The sequence below is a fragment of the Actinoplanes sp. NPDC051851 genome (assembly GCF_040681165.1).
Lineage (GTDB): Bacteria > Actinomycetota > Actinomycetes > Mycobacteriales > Micromonosporaceae > Actinoplanes.
On record NZ_JBFAYF010000002.1, the window covers coordinates 112997 to 129803 of the forward strand.

General features: G+C 70.8%; 16 protein-coding genes, 3 tRNA genes and 1 pseudogene. 14 read left to right on the top strand and 6 right to left on the bottom strand.

Going from position 1 to position 16807, the window contains the following annotated elements:
* Positions 1 to 46: 46 nt before the first annotated feature.
* Positions 47 to 328 carry a DUF1778 domain-containing protein gene (locus AB0M08_RS03010; RefSeq protein ID WP_364487436.1) on the top strand — a complete coding sequence of 94 codons (282 nt, stop codon included), beginning with the start codon at positions 47 to 49 and terminating at the stop codon, positions 326 to 328.
* Here the strand turns inward: AB0M08_RS03010 and AB0M08_RS03015 are convergent.
* Together AB0M08_RS03015 and AB0M08_RS03020 are read right to left on the bottom strand one after the other, a co-directional pair.
* Entirely contained in the window at positions 274 to 486 is a 213-nt protein-coding gene (locus AB0M08_RS03015) for a type II toxin-antitoxin system HicB family antitoxin (RefSeq protein ID WP_364487439.1), read from the bottom strand. The genes AB0M08_RS03010 and AB0M08_RS03015 overlap by 55 nt on opposite strands.
* Before the next feature lie 125 nt (positions 487 to 611).
* Positions 612 to 1526 (bottom strand): hypothetical protein, encoded by a 915-nt coding sequence (locus AB0M08_RS03020; protein WP_364487442.1) that lies wholly within the window; start codon positions 1524 to 1526, stop codon positions 612 to 614.
* A 263-nt stretch (positions 1527 to 1789) separates the two neighbouring features.
* Here AB0M08_RS03020 and AB0M08_RS03025 point away from each other — a divergent pair, with 263 nt between their 5' ends.
* From AB0M08_RS03025 to AB0M08_RS03075, 11 genes are all read left to right on the top strand, one after another.
* Positions 1790 to 2653, top strand: coding sequence for a trypsin-like peptidase domain-containing protein (locus tag AB0M08_RS03025; protein ID WP_364487444.1), 864 nt, complete (start codon positions 1790 to 1792; stop codon positions 2651 to 2653).
* A 29-nt stretch (positions 2654 to 2682) separates the two neighbouring features.
* Positions 2683 to 3675, top strand: coding sequence for a MoxR family ATPase (locus AB0M08_RS03030; RefSeq protein ID WP_364487447.1), 993 nt, complete (start codon positions 2683 to 2685; stop codon positions 3673 to 3675).
* 3 nt (positions 3676 to 3678) lie between these two features.
* Positions 3679 to 4596, top strand: a complete 918-nt coding sequence (locus AB0M08_RS03035; RefSeq protein ID WP_364487450.1) for a DUF58 domain-containing protein — start codon at positions 3679 to 3681, stop codon at positions 4594 to 4596.
* Entirely contained in the window at positions 4593 to 5561 is a 969-nt protein-coding gene (locus tag AB0M08_RS03040; protein WP_364487453.1) for a VWA domain-containing protein, read from the top strand. Before AB0M08_RS03035 ends, AB0M08_RS03040 begins: the two co-directional genes overlap by 4 nt.
* Positions 5561 to 6658 carry a VWA domain-containing protein gene (locus tag AB0M08_RS03045; protein WP_364487456.1) on the top strand — a complete coding sequence of 366 codons (1098 nt, stop codon included), beginning with the start codon at positions 5561 to 5563 and terminating at the stop codon, positions 6656 to 6658. The genes AB0M08_RS03040 and AB0M08_RS03045 overlap by 1 nt, the downstream gene beginning before the upstream one ends.
* Before the next feature lie 98 nt (positions 6659 to 6756).
* Complete coding sequence (locus tag AB0M08_RS03050; RefSeq protein ID WP_364487459.1) at positions 6757 to 7929, top strand: cytochrome P450; 1173 nt, start codon at positions 6757 to 6759, stop codon at positions 7927 to 7929.
* 80 nt (positions 7930 to 8009) lie between these two features.
* Positions 8010 to 8201: a hypothetical protein gene (locus tag AB0M08_RS03055; protein ID WP_364487462.1), complete on the top strand. Its 192-nt coding sequence runs from the start codon at positions 8010 to 8012 to the stop codon at positions 8199 to 8201.
* A gap of 73 nt (positions 8202 to 8274) precedes the next feature.
* Positions 8275 to 9060 carry a M12 family metallopeptidase gene (locus AB0M08_RS03060; protein ID WP_364487465.1) on the top strand — a complete coding sequence of 262 codons (786 nt, stop codon included), beginning with the start codon at positions 8275 to 8277 and terminating at the stop codon, positions 9058 to 9060.
* 99 nt (positions 9061 to 9159) lie between these two features.
* Positions 9160 to 9231 (top strand) — tRNA-Gly (locus tag AB0M08_RS03065).
* Between the two features lie 40 nt (positions 9232 to 9271).
* Positions 9272 to 9342, top strand: a tRNA-Cys gene (locus AB0M08_RS03070).
* Between the two features lie 14 nt (positions 9343 to 9356).
* Positions 9357 to 9428 (top strand) — tRNA-Val (locus AB0M08_RS03075).
* Between the two features lie 487 nt (positions 9429 to 9915).
* Here the strand turns inward: AB0M08_RS03075 and AB0M08_RS03080 are convergent.
* From AB0M08_RS03080 to AB0M08_RS03095, 4 genes and pseudogenes are all read right to left on the bottom strand, one after another.
* Complete coding sequence (locus tag AB0M08_RS03080; protein WP_364488016.1) at positions 9916 to 10323, bottom strand: cyclase family protein; 408 nt, start codon at positions 10321 to 10323, stop codon at positions 9916 to 9918.
* Between the two features lie 361 nt (positions 10324 to 10684).
* A pseudogene (locus AB0M08_RS03085) lies at positions 10685 to 11704 on the bottom strand (FAD-dependent oxidoreductase); the annotation flags it as partial.
* A 99-nt stretch (positions 11705 to 11803) separates the two neighbouring features.
* Positions 11804 to 13288 (bottom strand): MFS transporter, encoded by a 1485-nt coding sequence (locus tag AB0M08_RS03090; RefSeq protein WP_364488019.1) that lies wholly within the window; start codon positions 13286 to 13288, stop codon positions 11804 to 11806.
* Between the two features lie 130 nt (positions 13289 to 13418).
* Positions 13419 to 14444: a methyltransferase gene (locus tag AB0M08_RS03095; RefSeq protein ID WP_364487468.1), complete on the bottom strand. Its 1026-nt coding sequence runs from the start codon at positions 14442 to 14444 to the stop codon at positions 13419 to 13421.
* A gap of 178 nt (positions 14445 to 14622) precedes the next feature.
* On the opposite strand from AB0M08_RS03095, the gene AB0M08_RS03100 reads away from it, so the two are divergent.
* Together AB0M08_RS03100 and AB0M08_RS03105 are read left to right on the top strand one after the other, a co-directional pair.
* Positions 14623 to 16113: an FAD-dependent monooxygenase gene (locus AB0M08_RS03100; RefSeq protein WP_364487471.1), complete on the top strand. Its 1491-nt coding sequence runs from the start codon at positions 14623 to 14625 to the stop codon at positions 16111 to 16113.
* Complete coding sequence (locus tag AB0M08_RS03105; protein WP_364487473.1) at positions 16113 to 16763, top strand: NAD(P)H-dependent oxidoreductase; 651 nt, start codon at positions 16113 to 16115, stop codon at positions 16761 to 16763. The genes AB0M08_RS03100 and AB0M08_RS03105 overlap by 1 nt, the downstream gene beginning before the upstream one ends.
* Positions 16764 to 16807 lie beyond the last annotated feature (44 nt).

Genomic DNA, 16807 nt, shown 5'->3' on the forward strand with positions numbered 1-16807 from the left:
TCCGAATCCGCTTTCCGGTGGCGCGGGGATTGTGTAGACAGAGGTGGTGAAGACCGGGTTGCGGGTGAGCGCCGAACAACGGACGCCGATGGAGTCGGCCGGCCGGGCAGTCGGTGCGAGCGTGCCGGAATCCGTCGTGGGCAGTGCGCTCGATGCCGCAGCCGACGTGCTGGCCGACCGGCGAGCCTTCTCGCTCGACGAGGCGGCCTGGCGGGCATTCGATGACGCGCTGGGGCGACCGGCTGCGGAGAGGGAGGTCGGCGAGCGCGGGGCTCACGCGGCCGAGGCGACCTGGAACGAGGTCACGAACGGAGTGGCCTCGATCTGAGGCTGAGCGGCCTCGCCGAGGTAGAGTTCGACGGCCTCGCGCAGGTTGGTCATTGCCTCGTCCAGGGACTCGCCCTGACTGGCGACGTCGAGTTCCAGGCAGCGTGCGACATACCACTCTTCTTCCTGGTGAACCGCTGCCGTCAGGGTTCTGTTCATGGCTTTCTCACCGCTCGCACCGAGTGCTTCACAGCCTAGCCATGTGCGTTGATCTCGGCCTGGCCGAGGACATGGAACGGTGCGCGGCCGCTGGGCGGGCGCGCACCGTTCGTCGGTGGAGGGGTTCAGGTGCCGGTGCCGGTCGGGGCCGTGGTCGGGGCGGTCTGGGTGCCGCCCTGCTGCTGGTCCGTGCCGTTGCCGAAACCGCCGCCGGGCTGCTGGCCCGTGGTGCCGCTGTCGGACTGACCGGTGGTGCCGCTGTCGGACTGGCCGTTCTGGCCGCCGAAGCCGCCGCCGCCCTGGCCCATGCCGCCGCCGAAACCGCCGCCGCCGAAGCCGCCCTGGCCGGAGCCGCCCTGCTGCTGGCTCATGCCGGGCGGGCCGCCGGAGGGACTGGTGCTGCTGTCGCTGCCGCCGAGGGCCGACATGATGCCGGCGGTGATGCCGGAGCTGGCGATGGCGGTGGCGGCGATCGCGGCGATCAGCACCATCTTCGGGTTGCGGGGCTTCTTCGGTGCACCGGGCGGGGGCGGCGCCCACGGCGCCGGGGGAGCACCGGGGACGTCACCCCCACCCGGAGGGGTCGCCCCGGCCGGCGGCGTGCCTGGGATCGCCGCGGCCGGGGAGCTTGCGGTCTCCAGTACGGGACCGGGTGCCGCCCATGCGGGCGGGGTGGCGACCGTCTCGGCGCCCTGCGGTGGCACGCCGCCGAGCACGACCTCGTTGCCCGCGACCGGGATCGGCTGCTGCGGCGCGACCGGGAACTGCGCGGTCGGTTCCGGCGCGGCGGACGGGGTCGCGGCCGGCGTGGCGAACTGCGCGGTCGGGTCCGGTTCCACCGCCGAAGTCTCGATCGGTGCCGTCGGGTCCGGGTCGTCGACGTCGGTGGGGGAGGAGGAGGTGGGGGAGGAGGAGGTGGGGGAGGAAGAGGAGAGGTCGGTAGGGGAGGAGGCCAACGTGGCGGTGGGCTCCTCCGCGGAGGCGTCTGGGGTATCGGGGGACACTGCCGGGGAGACCCGGGTGTCTTCGTTCGTGCTCATCGGTTGGCTCCCTCGTGATCGCTGAGGGAATCGTGGCGGACCCCGCTATGTGGACCCTGTCGCATCTCTGAGGGTCTGCTATTAATCAACCGCCACTCGGGGCCGATAGGGCGATCACTGAACGTCACATTCATCCGCGCCTTTTGACCTGTTTCTAGGCAACTGGGCGAAGTTGCGTACCGGAAATCACTAGAAGACTCACGGGGAATTCTTAGAAAGCGCTTCTAGGGTCGGAGAATGCTGAGTGTGGCGGTCGTGCCGTGATGACGGTGCTCCGGCCGGAGGGGGAGGCGTCTCCCGAGCCCTCCGCCCCGGAGGAGCCGATTTCCCGGTGGGCCCGGTGGAACACGCCTGAGCTGCGACGACGCGTCCTCGTCGGTGCCGTGCTGGTCTGGGCGCTGGGGATCACGTACGCCGTGGCCGTACGCGGAGACGGCGACAGCGAGACGCCGGCCGCGACCACCCGCCCCTCCGCCGCGCCCTCCGCCTCGGAGGGCCCCCTCACGGTGAACGAGGTCTATCAGACCGTCCTGCCCTCGACCGTGCTGATCCAGACGACCGGGCACGACGCGAAGAACGCCGCCGAGGCGGGCACCGGCACCGGGGTCATCGCGAACGCGGACGGCACCATCATGACCGCGAACCACGTGATCGACGGCGCCGAGACCATCAAGGTCACCTACACCGACGGGACCACCGCGTCCGCCGAGGTCGCCACGCAGGACCCGGAGCAGGACATCGCCACGATCACCCCGGCGAAGCTGCCCGAGACTCTGGTCCCGGCCACGCTCGGCGGCGGCGTCGAGGTGGGCGACGAGGTGGTGGCGCTCGGCAACCCGCTCGGGCTGACCATGACCACCACCGACGGCGTGGTCTCCGGGCTGGAGCGGTCGCTGACCCGGGAGAAGCAGGACGACATCACCGGGCTGATCCAGTTCGACGCGGCGGTCAATCCGGGCAGCTCCGGCGGACCGCTCATCAACGACCAGGGCCAGGTGGTCGGGATCGTGGTGGCGCTCGCCAACCCGACCGACGCCGGCACCTTCATCGGCATCGGGTTCGCCGTGCCGATCGGCGCCGCGCTCGGCGGCGGCGGCGAGGGTGACGGGCAGCAACCGCCCCTCTGACGTACCGAACAATGACCAAGGACGGACACATGACCTGGACCGACGCACCGCCCGCCTCCGCCGGCCCGATCGAGAAGGTGCTCTACGAGGTCAAGAAGACCATCGTGGGCCAGGACGTGCTGCTGGAGCGGCTGATCGTGGCGCTGCTGGCCCGCGGTCACATCCTTGTCGAGGGCGTGCCCGGCCTGGCCAAGACGCTGGCGGTGAAGTCGCTCGCGCAGGCCATCGGCGGTGATTTCCACCGGGTCCAGTTCACCCCCGACCTGGTGCCCGCCGACATCGTCGGCACCCGGGTGTACCACCAGCCCACCGGCGAGTTCCAGGTGCAGCTCGGCCCGGTCTTCACCAACCTGCTGCTCGCCGACGAGATCAACCGCGCGCCCGCCAAGGTGCAGAGCGCGCTGCTCGAGACGATGCAGGAGCGGCAGGTCACCATCGGCCGTGAGACGCACAAGCTGCCGAACCCGTTCCTGGTCATGGCGACCCAGAACCCGATCGAGAACGAGGGCGTCTACCCGCTGCCCGAGGCCCAGGTCGACCGCTTCATGATGAAGGTGGTGATCGGCTACCCGACCCCCACCGAGGAGTTCGTGGTCGTCGAACGGGCGCTGCAGAAGGCCGCCGCGATTCAGAAGATCATCGACCCGGAGACGCTGATCGGACTCCAGGAGGCGGCCGACCAGGTCTATGTCGACCCGTCGCTGATCGAGTTCGCGGTGCAGTTCGCCAACGCCAGCCGCGATCCGTCCCGGGTCGGCCTCGGCGAGCTGAACCGGTACATCACGTTCGGCGCCAGCCCGCGGTCCTCGATCAGCCTGGTGCTCGCGGCGCGTGCCCTGGCGTACATCCGCGGCCGGGAGTACGTGGTGCCCGAGGACCTCTCCGACCTGGTGCTGGACGTCACCCGGCACCGGATGGTCCTCTCCTACGAGGCGCTCTCCGACGAGGTCACCGCCGACCTGATCCTGCAGAAGATCCTGGCCAACCTGTCCTTCCCGGAGCCCGCCGGCCGGGGCCGCTGACCCATGGTCAGCACCCCCGATCGGCTGCTGCGGCGCCTGGAGTGGCGGATCGGCCGCCGTCTCGACGGGCGCCTGCAGGGTGCCTACCGTACGGTCTGGCACGGCTCCGGCATCGACTTCTCCGACCTGCGGGCGTACACGCCGGAGGACGACGTCCGGCACATCGACTGGAACGTCACGGCGCGGATGGACGAGCCCTTCGTCCGGCAGTACACCGAGGACCGTGAGATGACCGCCTGGCTGGTCGTCGACAAGTCGGCCTCGATGAAGTTCGGCGGCCACGAGGGCAAGGACTCGGTCACCACCGAGCTCGCGGTCAGCCTGGCCCGGCTGATCTCGAAGGGCGGCAACCGGGTCGGCGCGATCCTCTTCGACAACGCGGTGCAGAAGGTGATCCCGCCGCGGACCGGCCGGGACCAGATCCTCCGGATCACCCACGAGCTGCTGCGCCCGCCGCCCGGTGAGACGCCGGCGGCCAAGAAACAGAAGAAGAACGCTCCGGTACGCACCACCGACCTGGCCGCCATGCTCACACTGGCCGCGACCACCACCGCGAAACGCCGCAGCCTGATCTTCGTGATGTCCGACTTCATCGGTGACCCGGGCTGGGACCGGCCGCTCGCCATGCTCACCCACCGGCACGAGGTGGTGGTGGTCCGGGTCGCCGACCCGGCCGAGATCCAGCTGCCCGACCTCGGCGTGATCCTGGTCGAGGACGCGGAGACCGGCGAGCAGCTGCTGGTCGACACCAGCGATCCGCTGCTGCGCGGCCGTCTCGCCGAGCAGGCCGGCGCCCGCGAGGACCGGCTCTCCGAACAGATGCGCAAGGCCGGCGTCGACGCGCACCGGATCACCACCGATCAGGACCTGATGGCCGTGCTGGTCGAGATGGTCCGCCGTTCCGGACGGGGGCGCCGGTGACCTTCACCTATCCCATCGTGCTCGCGGTCGCCGTGCTGCTCACCGGCGCCGCGGTCATGGGCTACGTCGCCCTGCAGCGGCGCCGGACCGCGGCCCTCAAGGCGACCGGCTTCGGCACGCTCGTCGGCGGGGGCCTGCGGCGGCATCTGCCGTACGGGTTACTGCTCGCGGCCCTGCCGGTCCTGCTGATCGGGCTGGCCCGCCCGCAGGCCGAGCTGGCCGTGCCCCGGGTCTCCGGCACCGTGCTGCTCGCCTTCGACATCTCGAACAGCATGGCGGCCACCGACGTCACCCCGACCCGGCTCGAGGCGGCCCAGACCGCGGCGAGCCGGTTCGTCGACGAGCAGCCCGACACGGTCGACGTGGGCGTGCTCGTCTTCGGCGACCAGGCCCTGCTCACCCAGGCTCCGACCGACGACCACAGCCTGGCCACCGCGGCGATCAACCGGGTCAAGGCCAGCGGCGGCACCTCGCTGGGCCAGGCCATCCTGGTCGGGCTCGGCACCATCACCGGCAAACCGGTCAGCCTCCCCGAGGACGGCCAGACCGCCGACACCGGCGACCTCGGGTACTGGCCGTCCGCCACGATCGTGGTCTTCTCCGACGGCGAGAACACCGGTGGCCCCGACGCGGAGGCCGCGGCCGAACTGGCCGCCGCCGCGGGCGTCCGCATCCAGACCGTCGGCGTCGGCACCGCCAAGGGCGCCACCGTCGAGGTCGACGGGTACCAGCTGAACACGGCGCTCGACGAGTCCCTGCTGACCGAGGTCGCGCAGGTCACCGGCGGGTCGTACCAGGCGGCCGGTGACGCCGACACGCTGAACAGCACCACCGAGTCGATCGACCTGCGCCTCACCACGAAGAAGGAGCCGATCGAGCTGACCGCCGGATTCGCCGGGGCGGCCCTGCTCCTGCTGACCCTCGGTGGCCTGCTCGGTACCCGCTGGCACGGAAGGATCGTCTGATGTCTTTCAGCTGGCCGTGGGCACTGGCGGCAGTCCTGGCCGTCCCGTTGCTGCTGGTGGCCCGCTGGTGGCTGAACCGGCGCCGCAAACGGTCCGCGGTCACCGTCTCCAGCGTGGCACTGATCCGGGCGGCGCTCCCGGGGCGTACCGCCTGGCGCCGCAGGATCCCGGTCTACCTCCTACTGGCCGGGATGATCGCGCTCGCCGGTGGCCTGGCCCGCCCGCAGGCCACCGTCTCGGTGCCGTCGAACAACACGTCGATCCTGCTCGCCATCGACGTCTCCGGCTCGATGTGCAGCACCGACGTCGAACCCAACCGGCTCGCCGCGGCGATCGACGCGGCCCGCGAGTTCGTCGAGAAACAGGGCGACGGCACGAAGATCGGCCTGGTCGCCTTCTCCGGCATCGCCGGCCTGCTGGTCCCGCCGACCACCGACAAGGACCAGCTGCTCGACGCCATCGACACCTTGAAGACCTCCCGGGGTACGGCCATCGGCCAGGCGATCCTCACCTCGATCGACGCCATCGCCGAGATGAACCCGGACGTCGCCGCGACCGGTGTCGACCTGGGCGACTCGGCCACCGGCACGGCCGCCGACCCGTCCCTGGGCTACGAACCCGACACGATCGTGGTCCTCACCGACGGCTCGAACACGACCGGCGTCGACCCGGTCACGGCGGCTGAGCAGGCCGCGGCCCGCCGCCTGCGGGTCTTCACGATCGGATTCGGCACCACCGAACCGGCCCAGATGGTCTGCACCGCCGACCAGGTCAGCGGGGACTCCTTCCAGTCCGGCGGCGGTGGTTTCGGCGGCGGTGGCGGGGGTGGCGGCGGCCGTGGCCGTACCCAGGAGATCGACGAGGACGCACTGACCCAGGTGGCCGACCTGACCGGCGGGAAGTACTTCAAGGCCGAGGACGCGGACCAGCTCGTCGGCGTGCTCACCGACCTGCCCAGCGAGATCGGCCTGCACAAGGAGAAGGTCGAGATCAGCGTCTGGTTCCTGCTGCTGGGCGCGATGCTCGCCTTCAGCGGCGTCGGCCTCTCCCTCTGGTGGAGCCGCGGCCCGGCTGTCCCGGCCCGTCCCCGCACCTGACGGCTCTCGGCCGCCTCCGGGGTGTCTCGCGGCGCGTGAGACACCCCGGAGTGCCGGGGTGTCGGATATCCGCAACACCCGGGTAGTAGTTTCCGCGGATGGAGATCGATTTCGCGGACCCCGGGTTCGTGGCGGACCCGTACCCGGCCCTCGGTGAGCTGCGCGAACGGGCGCCTATCGGCTGGCACGAGGGCACCGGGCGGTTCCTGGCCGCCGGGCACGCCGAGGTCAACGCGGTGCTGCGGGACCGGCGGCTCGGGCGGTTCTGGGTGGACCGGGAGCCGGCCTGTGTCTGGGAGCCGTTCAACACGCTGCACCGGAACCAGATGATGGAGAACGAGCCGCCGGTGCACACCCGGCTGCGCTCGCTGGTGGCGCAGGCGTTCGGCCGGGGCCACGTGGAACGGCTCGGCCCGGCGATCGAGACCTCGGCCGCGGCGCTCCTCGCCGGCCTGGAGGGGGAGTTCGACCTGCTCGCGGAGGTGGCGGAACCCCTCGCGGTCACCGTGATCGCGGAGCTCCTCGGCGTTCCGGAAGCCGATCGGCACCGGTTGCGGCCGTGGTCGGCGGCGATCGTCCGGATGTACGAGGTGACGCGTACCCGGGAAGCCGAGGAGGCCGCACTGGACGCCTGCCGGGAGTTCGCCGCCTACCTGGACCACCTCGCGGCCGTGCGCCGGGACGCGCCGCGCGACGACCTGATCTCGCACCTGGTCGCGGCCCGCGACGGCACCGACCGGCTCTCCGGCGAGGAGCTGGTCGCGTCGGCGATCCTGCTGCTCAACGCCGGCCACGAGGCGTCCGTCAACACTCTGGGTAACGGCATGGTGGCGTTGCTGCGGCATCCGGAACAGATGGCCCGGCTGCGTGCGGACCGCGCGCTGATCGCCACCACGATCGAGGAGATGATCCGGTACGACCCACCGCTGCACCTCTTCGCCCGGACGGCCGCGGCCGAGGTGACGATCGGCGGGGTGACCGTGCCCGCCGGTTCCGAGGTGGCCGCCCTGTTCGGCGCGGCGAACCGTGACCCGGACGTCTTCGCAGCTCCGGGCGCCTTCGACGCGGGCCGCGACCCCAATCCGCACGTCGGTTTCGGCGCCGGACTGCACTTCTGCCTCGGCGCGCCGCTGGCCCGGGTGGAGATGCGCGCCGCGCTCGCCGCCCTCCTCGGCCGTTTCCCCGGCCTCGAACTCGCGGAGGAGCCACCGCAACGGCCTACTTTCGTGCTGCGCGGTTACACCCGGGTGCGGCTCCGGGCCGTCCGATGATGCACATCTCTCGCCGGAACGGCCGGTGGCCCGTGATTACGGAGCGTGAAAGATTATCGGCCGTGTTGGAGGAGGTACCCATGGACGATGCACTGCTCGCGTACGCCGCCGGTCACGCCGACGGTGCGGCCGGACTGCGGTCCGCCGAGGCCGCCGATCACCCGGACACCGGCTCGGACTACCGGATCGGGGTGGCGGACGGGAGCGTGGTGGCATTCCAGACCGAGCTGCTCGCCGAGGTCCGCCGCCTGCTCGGGGAGGATCCCGCCTGAGCGGTGGCTTTCGTGTGTCAGATCTCGGACCGAGGCGCGCGGGGGTCTCGGCCCGCTGGCCACGCTGGCTCTCATGGCACAGGGTGAGTTCCGCGGTGGCCCTCGCGGCAGTGCGATGATCTCCGGCGTCACGTTCCGCCCCCGTCCGGTCGTCTACAGCGAGATCGGCGGCCTGGCGATCTTCGAGGGGGACATCGTCCTCGGCACCCTCGACGAGCTCGACCGGCAGCGCGCCGAGGCCCGCGAGCAGGCGGCCGCCGGCGACGTCGCCTCCGCCATCGGCATCAGCGGCACCCGTTTCCGCTGGCCCAGCGCCCTCATCCCGTACGAGATCGACCCGGCGCTGCCGGATCAGCAGCGCGTCCGCGAGGCGATCGCCCACTGGGAGGCGAACACCCGGATCCGGTTCACCCCGCGCGACGAGCGGCACGCCAACCACGTCCGGTTCGCCGACGAGGGCGGCTGCTGGTCCTTCGTCGGGATGCAGGGCGCCGGTGCCCAGACGATCAGCCTCGGCGAGGCCTGCACCACCGGCAACGCCATCCACGAGATCGGCCACGCGGTCGGCCTCTGGCACGAGCAGAGCCGCGAGGACCGGGACATGTTCGTCCGGGTCAACTGGGCCAGCATCGAGCCCGGCATGGAGCACAACTTCGACCAGCACATCACCGACGGCGACGACGTGGCCGGCTACGACTACGGCTCGATCATGCACTACCCGCGTACGGCGTTCAGCGCCGACGGCACCGAGACCATCACCCCGCTGGAGGAGAAGGCCGAGATCGGCCAGCGGGTCCGCCTCTCGGTCGGCGACGTCTCCGGGGTGCACCGCCTCTATGCCGCCATCCTCGGCGCATGATCATTTCCCCAGCTCGGCCCGGTTTCCACCACCCCGTTTTTGGTATCCGCCGGAGCACCAGCTAAGGTTTCTCTCGTCGCCGGGGAAACCGGGCAACATGCGGACGTGGCGCAGTGGTAGCGCATCACCTTGCCAAGGTGAGGGTCGCGGGTTCGAATCCCGTCGTCCGCTCGGAGAGGCTGTTGCGGTTACACGTGGCATCGGCCGGCTCGGTGGAGTGGCCGAGAGGCGAGGCAACGGCCTGCAAAGCCGTGTACACGGGTTCAAATCCCGTCTCCACCTCGCAGTTCGTATGCGGGCGATTGGCGCAGCGGGAGCGCGCTTCCTTGACACGGAAGAGGTCACTGGTTCGATCCCAGTATCGCCCACGAGTGACGGGACCCTGTGTTCGCGGAAAGCGCGAACCGGGGTCCCTCGTCATGTCTGCTCAGGGGGCCGAGCCCCCTGAAACCCCGCGTTGCGAATTCTTGCGCTTGCGGGATGGTTGCGCGCCTGGGGCTGCGCCCCTTGCCCCCCGGGCGTTGCTTGCGCCCCTTGCCCCCCGGGCGTTGCTTTCGTCCCTTGCCTCTGGGGGTTGCTTCCGGGTGTTGAAGGGCTTCGACTTCGGGGCGGGGACCATCGGTACGAATCTTCGTTGATGTCGCACAGGACGATGGTTCTCTCGCGTCGTCGCGGTCAGTAGGCTCGGCCGGAGCCACGACTAGATGATGATGTCGGCACGCCGCAGGGCCTGTATCTTGCGATGCAGGCCCTGTCGCTGTCGGGAGACACGGTCAGTCCCTGGATCTCGCGATTGACATCCGGGGGTACGAGGCGAGGGCGCGGCCCGAGCCGGGCGCGGCGCTCACGGTCTCGTCAGGACTCTTCGAACAGTGCGATGGCGCGGGTCCAGCCGGCGCCCGCCCCGATCACCTTGACCGGTGGGCAGGACACCGTGAAACCGTGCGGCCGGGGTAGCGAGTCGAGGTTGGCGAGCCGTTCCACCTGGCAGAACTCCCGCTCCCGGCCGGCCATGTGTGCCGGCCAGAGGTCGGCGCGGTCGCCGGTTCGCCGGTACTTTTCGATGATGTGGGTGAACGGCGCGTCCAGGCTGAACGCGTCCGTGCCGATCACCCGGATGCCGAGGTCGAGCAGACAGTGCGTGCCCGAGGCGTCCAGCCCGACGAAGTCGGTGAAGTACTGCGGGGTGCCGGCCAGACGGTCCGCGCCGGTGCGCAGCAGGCAGCCGGTCGGTGACGGCGCGCACCGACAGCCACGCCGCACGGTCGGCCGCGATCTCGTCCAGCCCCGCGTCGTCCGCGGCGATCAGCAGCGACCAGCGAGGGTCGCGCAGCTCGGCGAGGAGCGCGCGCCATCCGGGCTCGTCCTCGTCCTGCGCGGTGACCCGGGCCAGCCGCTCACCGGGACGCGGCACAGTGTCGTCCGGTACGTCGGCGGTCAGCGGGCTGTCCGGGTACGCGACCGCCAGCGCGGACATCTCACCCATGATCTTCCGCTGGATCTTGCGCCGCAGCGGCGGCAGATGGTTCATCAGGCGGACGGCGAACGGCAGCACCGTGCCGAGGACCGGGTTCTTCAGCTGTACGGCGGCGGTCGCCTTGCGGGTCGAGGCCAGCAGCGTGCGCCCGATCGGCACGCGCTCGGCCGGATAGCTGTCCAGCAGGTCGTCGCCGGCCTCGCCGCGGATCACCATGCTCAGCTTCCACCCCAGGTTGAACGCGTCCTGGATGCCGGTGTTCATGCCCTGACCGGAGGCGGGGCTGTGCACGTGCGCCGCGTCGCCGGCGACGAAACACCGTCCGACGCGCATCTGCGGGATCATCCGCTGCTGGATGGTGAAGACCGAGACCCAGGTCGGCGTCGCCACCCGCACCTGGTGCCCCAGACCGGCGGTCAGCTTCGCCGCGAAACGCCGTCCGACCGCGTCCGGGTCGTCGGCGTGGTCGGCGTCCACGGTGTCCAGCAGGCGCCAGCGGCGCGGCTCCGGGAACGGCACCATCATCGCCGTGCCGCGCCGGGTGCGTACCCAGTGGATGCTGTTCTGCGGGAGGTCGGTGTCGACCGTGGCGTCCGCGATCAGCCACGTCTCGCTGGAGTCGCCGAGCAGGGGGATGTCCAACTGCTTACGGACGGTGCTGTGCCCGCCGTCGCAGCCGACGAGCCACGGAACGGTCAGATCCTCGACGGTTCCGTCGGCTTGCCGCAGGCGTACCCCGACCTCGTCCGCCCCCGGGGTCAGGGCCTCCAGCCGTACCCCCCACTCGATGTGGCCGCCGAGATCGACGACCGCCTGCCGCAGCACCTCCTCGGTGATCACCTGATCGATCATCACGGTGAACGGGAACCGGGTCGGCAGGTGGCTGTAGTCGGTGCCGAGCCGGGTCAGCACGCTGCCGTTCTGGTGCAGCGTGAACGCCTGCACCCGACGCCCGCGCGGAATCAACCGATCGAGCAACCCCATGTGGTCGTACGTCTCCAGCGTGCGCGCGTGCGTAGCCAGAGCCCGGCTGGTGGAGGCCGGCCCGGCCTTCGCGTCGATCAACCGCACCGGGACGCCGCGGCGCAACAGCTCGTGCGCGGCGGTCAACCCGACCGGCCCGGCGCCCACCACCAACACTGCCGGCGACCTGAGTTCTGCCGTCATGAAGCCCCCTGGAAGTGCGCTCGCCGGCCGTGTGCCGGCTCCGACCCAGACTTACAGCGGGCCCTCGCATCAGGCTAAATCGTTGCTAGAACTCGCAGGTCAGCCTGCTTGGCGGGGCTGTCCGGCGGTCGCGCCGGCGCGGCGCAGCAGCACCAGCAGGCGGACGGACAGCACGAAGGCGAAGGCCATCAGCGCGGCGGCGGTGAGGAAGACGGCGTGCGCGGCGTCCGCGAACTCCCCGGCGGCGGCCCGTGCGGCGGCGGGACTCAGCTCGCGGAGCCGGGCCGGGTCCTCCACCAGAGCCGACGCGCCGGCCAGCCGGGCCGCAAGCACGGCTCCGAACAGTGACGCGCCGAAGGCGCCGCCGAGCTGCCGGAAGAACGTCACGGTCGCGGTCGCTGCGCCGAGCTGTTCGGGACCGGACGAGTTCTGCACCGCGAGCACCAGCACCTGGGTGACCAGGCCCAGGCCGAGACCGAGAAGGAAGATGTCGACGCTGAGGCCGACCGCTGAACTGTGCGCCGGCAGCGAGCCCAGCAGCGTCAGGCCGATCGCCGCCAGGCAGGTGCCGGCGACCGGGAAGAACTCGTATCGGCCGAAGCGGGAGATCACCGAGCCGGAGCCGGTCGATCCGAGCAGCACACCGGCCATCATCGGCACCAGGTGCAGGCCTGCGGTGATCGGATCCAGACCGTTTTCGACCTGCAGGTAGAGCGAGATGTAGACGATCGCCCCGAACGTGGTGGCGCCGACGATGGCGGCGACCGGAACGGCCAGTCGCAGCACCGGCCGGCCGAGGAGTCGCAACTGCAGCAGCGGCGCAATCGGACGGTCCGGCCGGGCGTCGGCCCGCCGGGCCAGGTGGCGCTCCCACAGCACGAACGTCACCAGCAGGACCGCCGCCGTCGTCGCCGTCGCGAGCAGCGGCCGGTCCGTCCACCGGTACCGCTGCCCGCCCCACTCCGCCACCAGCAGCGCGGTGCATACTCCGCCCACCAGCAGGAGCGCCCCCGCGACGTCGACCCGGGCGCCGGACCGCTTCCGGCTCGGCCGGCTCATCGCGGGCAGTGCCATGGCCAGACCGACCAGCCCCAGCGGCAGGTTGAGAAGGAACACCCACCGCCAGGAGGCGAAGTCGCCCGGCCAGGGCTGTTGCTGAGCCAGGAAGCCGCCCAGCAGGGGGCCGGCGACGCTGCCCACCGCGAAGACCGCTCCGAAGTAGCCCTGATAGCGGCCACGGCTGCGGCCGGGCGCCAGATCGGCGACGACCGCGAAGGAGAGCCCGATCAGGCCGCCGGCCCCGGCGCCCTGCACGGCACGGGCCGCGATGAGCTGATCGAGGCTCTGCGCCAGCCCGGCCGCCAGTGAACCGGCCAGGAACAGTGTCATGCCCGCGGTGTAGCACGGCCGCCTGCCGAACATGTCGGACAGGCGGCCGTACAGCGGCGTGGTCGCGGCGGCCGCCAGCACGTACGCGGTCACGATCCAGGACATCCGGGTGATGCCGTGCGCCGGGTCGAGATCGGCGACGATCGTGCGGAGCGCGGTCGCCACCGCGGTCTGGTCGAGGGCCGCCAGAAGCATGCCCGCCAACAGCCCGACCACGGCCGTCCGCAGACGCCACCCGGCGGGTGAGATGGCAATGGCTTCCCGGGACGGCGTTTTCTGATCCACTTCCGGCGTACACCCTTCCCGCGGTGGTGGCCCGCCTCGGCTACGGCTTCTCGGCAAGCAGGACGTAGTCGTTCCCGACCGTTGGGATGCGGTGGCCGCTGGTCACCACGAAGCCGGCTTTCTCAGCCATGGCACGGCATTCCTCGATCGGGTACTCCGCCCCGTGCGCCGTCATCAGCGCCACGTTCAGGCTGGCGAGCGAGCTGTAGAGATCAGGTTGGGCCTCATCGATCATTTGATCGTAGACCACCACCGCGCCGCCGGACGGCAGCGCCTCGTACGCCCGGTTGAGAAGAATCTGACGCTCCTCAGCGGACCAGTCGTGCAGGACGTGACCGAAGATCAGTACGTCGGTGCCGGGCAGCGGGTCGGTGAAGAAGTCGCCCCCGTGGAAGTCGATCCGGTCCGCGGTGCCCAGCTGGTCCATGTACTCGTGGAACAGCGGCTCGATCTCCGGGAGCTCGAACACCGCTCCGCGCAGGTGCGGGGCACGCCGGACGATCTGGGCCGCGATGTTGCCGCGGGCGCCGCCGACGTCGGTGAACGACGAGTACTTGCTCCAGTCGACGGAGTCGGCCAGGGCCGGCCCGACGAACCCGTTGATCGAGTCCATGTGCTTGAGGAAGTTGCGGGCGTCGTCCAGATTGGCGTACAGATCCCGGAACGCGTTCGGGCCACCCCGGCCGGGCGCCTTCGGCAGGCCGTCCTGCAGCGCCTCGGTCAGCCGCCCCCACGTCTGGTAGTGCCGGCGGCTGGCGGTCCGGACCGCGCCACCGAGGTACGTGCCGCCGCCTTCGACGAGGTACTCGGTGGCGACCGTGGCGTTCGCATACTGGCCGTCGGCCAGCTCGAGCAGACCCAGTGCCGTGAGGGCGTCCAGGAAGGCTCGGGAGAAACGGGGGTGCAGCCCCAGCCGCTCGCGCACCTGTGCCTCGCTGGCCGGCCCGTCGGTCAGCGCGTCGAAGACGCCCAGCTCGACCGCGCTGTGCAGCACCTTGGCCTGCCGGTACATCGTGCTCAGGCGTGCGGTGGACAGCCCGTCGACCGTGCCCTGTGTCGCTTTCATCCCATGCCTCCCAATGGTCGTCTGGTACGTCGATCCTGGACATGGCTCCTCGCGTGATCCTCGCGCCGGGCTCGAGCGCGCCGGTCACGACTGGCTCCGCCCGGCGCGACGGTGGCAGATTCACGACAGGCCCGCCGGGCACGGCGATCACCGGCGGAATGGCAGAGCGAGGGTACGGATGGCACATGACGTCGTGGTAGCCGGTGCAGGCCCGGTCGGTCTCATGCTCGCTTGCGAGCTGCAACTGGCCGGCGTGCGGACCGTGGTGGTGGACCGTCTGCCCAAGCCCAGCGGGCAGTCGCGCGCGCTGGGACTGCATGCGCGCACCGTCGAGGTGCTCGACCAGCGAGGGCTGCTGGACCGGTTCCGGGAGGGGGCGCCGGTCTGGCCGACCGCGCACTTCGCCGGTCTGCGCCGGCTCGATCTCTCCGCGCTGGACGGCAACCACACGTACGCCCTGATGGTCCCGCAGTCGCGCACCGAGGCGATCCTGGCCGAGCGGGCCGTGGAGCTCGGGGTCGAGATCCGTTACGGGCACGAGGTGACCGAGCTGGTCCAGGACGAGGACGGCGTCAGCGTGACAGTCCGCACTCCGGCCGGTGATCAGCGGTTGCGCGCCTCCTACCTGGTCGGCTGCGATGGCGGGACGAGCGCCGTGCGCAAGCTGGCCGGCATCGACTTCCCCGGCAGCCCGTCGACGATGAACGCGGTTCTCGGCGACGTCCGGCTGGCCGAGGAGCAGCCACCGGGTCCGCAACTGCGGCGCATGCCGGGCGGCCTGTTCGGTGTCGTGCCGCTGGGCGAGGACAACTACCGGGTGGTCGCGGTCGAGTTCCGGACCCAGCCGCGCCCCCGGGAGCTCCCGGTGACCCTGGAGGAACTGCGGGCCTCGGTCAAACGGGTCGCCGGCGTGGAGCTCGAGATGGATCAGCCGATCTGGATGTCCCGGTTCGGCAATGCGACGAGGCAGGCCGCGCAGTACCGCAGCGGCCGGATCTTCCTGGCCGGCGACGCGGCCCACGTGCACTTCCCGGCCGGTGGGCAGGGGCTCAACACCGGCGTCCAGGACGCGGTCAACCTGGGTTGGAAGCTCGCGGCCGTGGTGGCCGGCTGGGCGCCGCCCGGTCTGATCGACAGTTATCACGCCGAGCGCCACCCGGTCGCGCAGCAGGTGTGTCACAACACCCGTGCCCAGTTGGCGCTCATGGACCCGGCCGAGGAGATCACTCCGCTGCGGGAGCTGTTCGGCCACCTGATGGAGTTCGCATCGGTCAACCGCTATCTGGCGGGGATGATTGCCGGTGTGGATATTCGATATGATTTGGCCGGTGTGGACCACCCACTTGTCGGTAAGCGCCTGCCTGATCTGTCGATCGGAGGCCCTGTATCTCGTACGGTGAACCTTCTGCACTCCGGTCGCGGCGTCCTCCTCGATTTCGCGTCGGATCCGGGCATCGCGGAACTGGTCGCGGGCTGGGCCGGCCGGGTCGATCACGTGGTTGCCCGCTGCGACACCGAGGTCTCGGCGATGCTGGTCCGCCCGGACGGTTACGTCGCCTGGGCCACCGGTCTGTCGGCGACCTCGGACGGCCTCGGCGACGCGTTGGCTCGCTGGTTCGGCGCAGCCGGGCCGTCACCGCTTTCCTCGCTCAACGAAACGGAGTTGTAGTGCCGCATCTGCTCCACATCGACACCTCCACCCGCGTGGCGGGCTCGGTCTCTCGCGAGCTCAGTGCCGCATTCGCCAAGGCCTGGCAGGCCAAGCACCCGGATGGCGAGATCACCTACCGTGATCTGGCCGCGAACCCGGTGCCCTACCCGGACCTGCCCAGCCTCGGCGACGCGTTCGCGCCGGCCTCGTCCCGCACGCCGGAACAGGCTGCCAGCTGGGAGATCACCGAGCAGCTGATCGCGGAGCTGGAAGCCGCGGACACGTATGTCTTCGCCCTGCCGATGTACAACTTCGCGGTGCCGGCCTCGTTCAAGGCCTGGGTGGACCGGATCGTTCTGCCGGGCCGCACGTTCGACACCGAGACCCGGCAGGGAAAGCTCGTCGGCAAGGACGTCACGGTGATCACGGCGCGCGGTGGGTCGTACGCGCCGGGCACGCCGCGAGCGCCGTTCGATTTCCAGGAGCCGTGGATCACCGCGGCGCTGGGACAGGTCGGGCTCGACGACATTCGTTACATCCACGCCGAGCTGACGCTCGCCGCCACGATGCCCAAGATGGCGGCGTTCAAGGACATGGCCGTCGAGTCGAGGCGCCGTGCCTACGAGATCATCGAAGACCTGCACGCGCCGGCTGACACCGCGGGCTGACGTCACGACGTGAAAGGGGGCGTTCCGCCGAAGCGGAGCGCCCC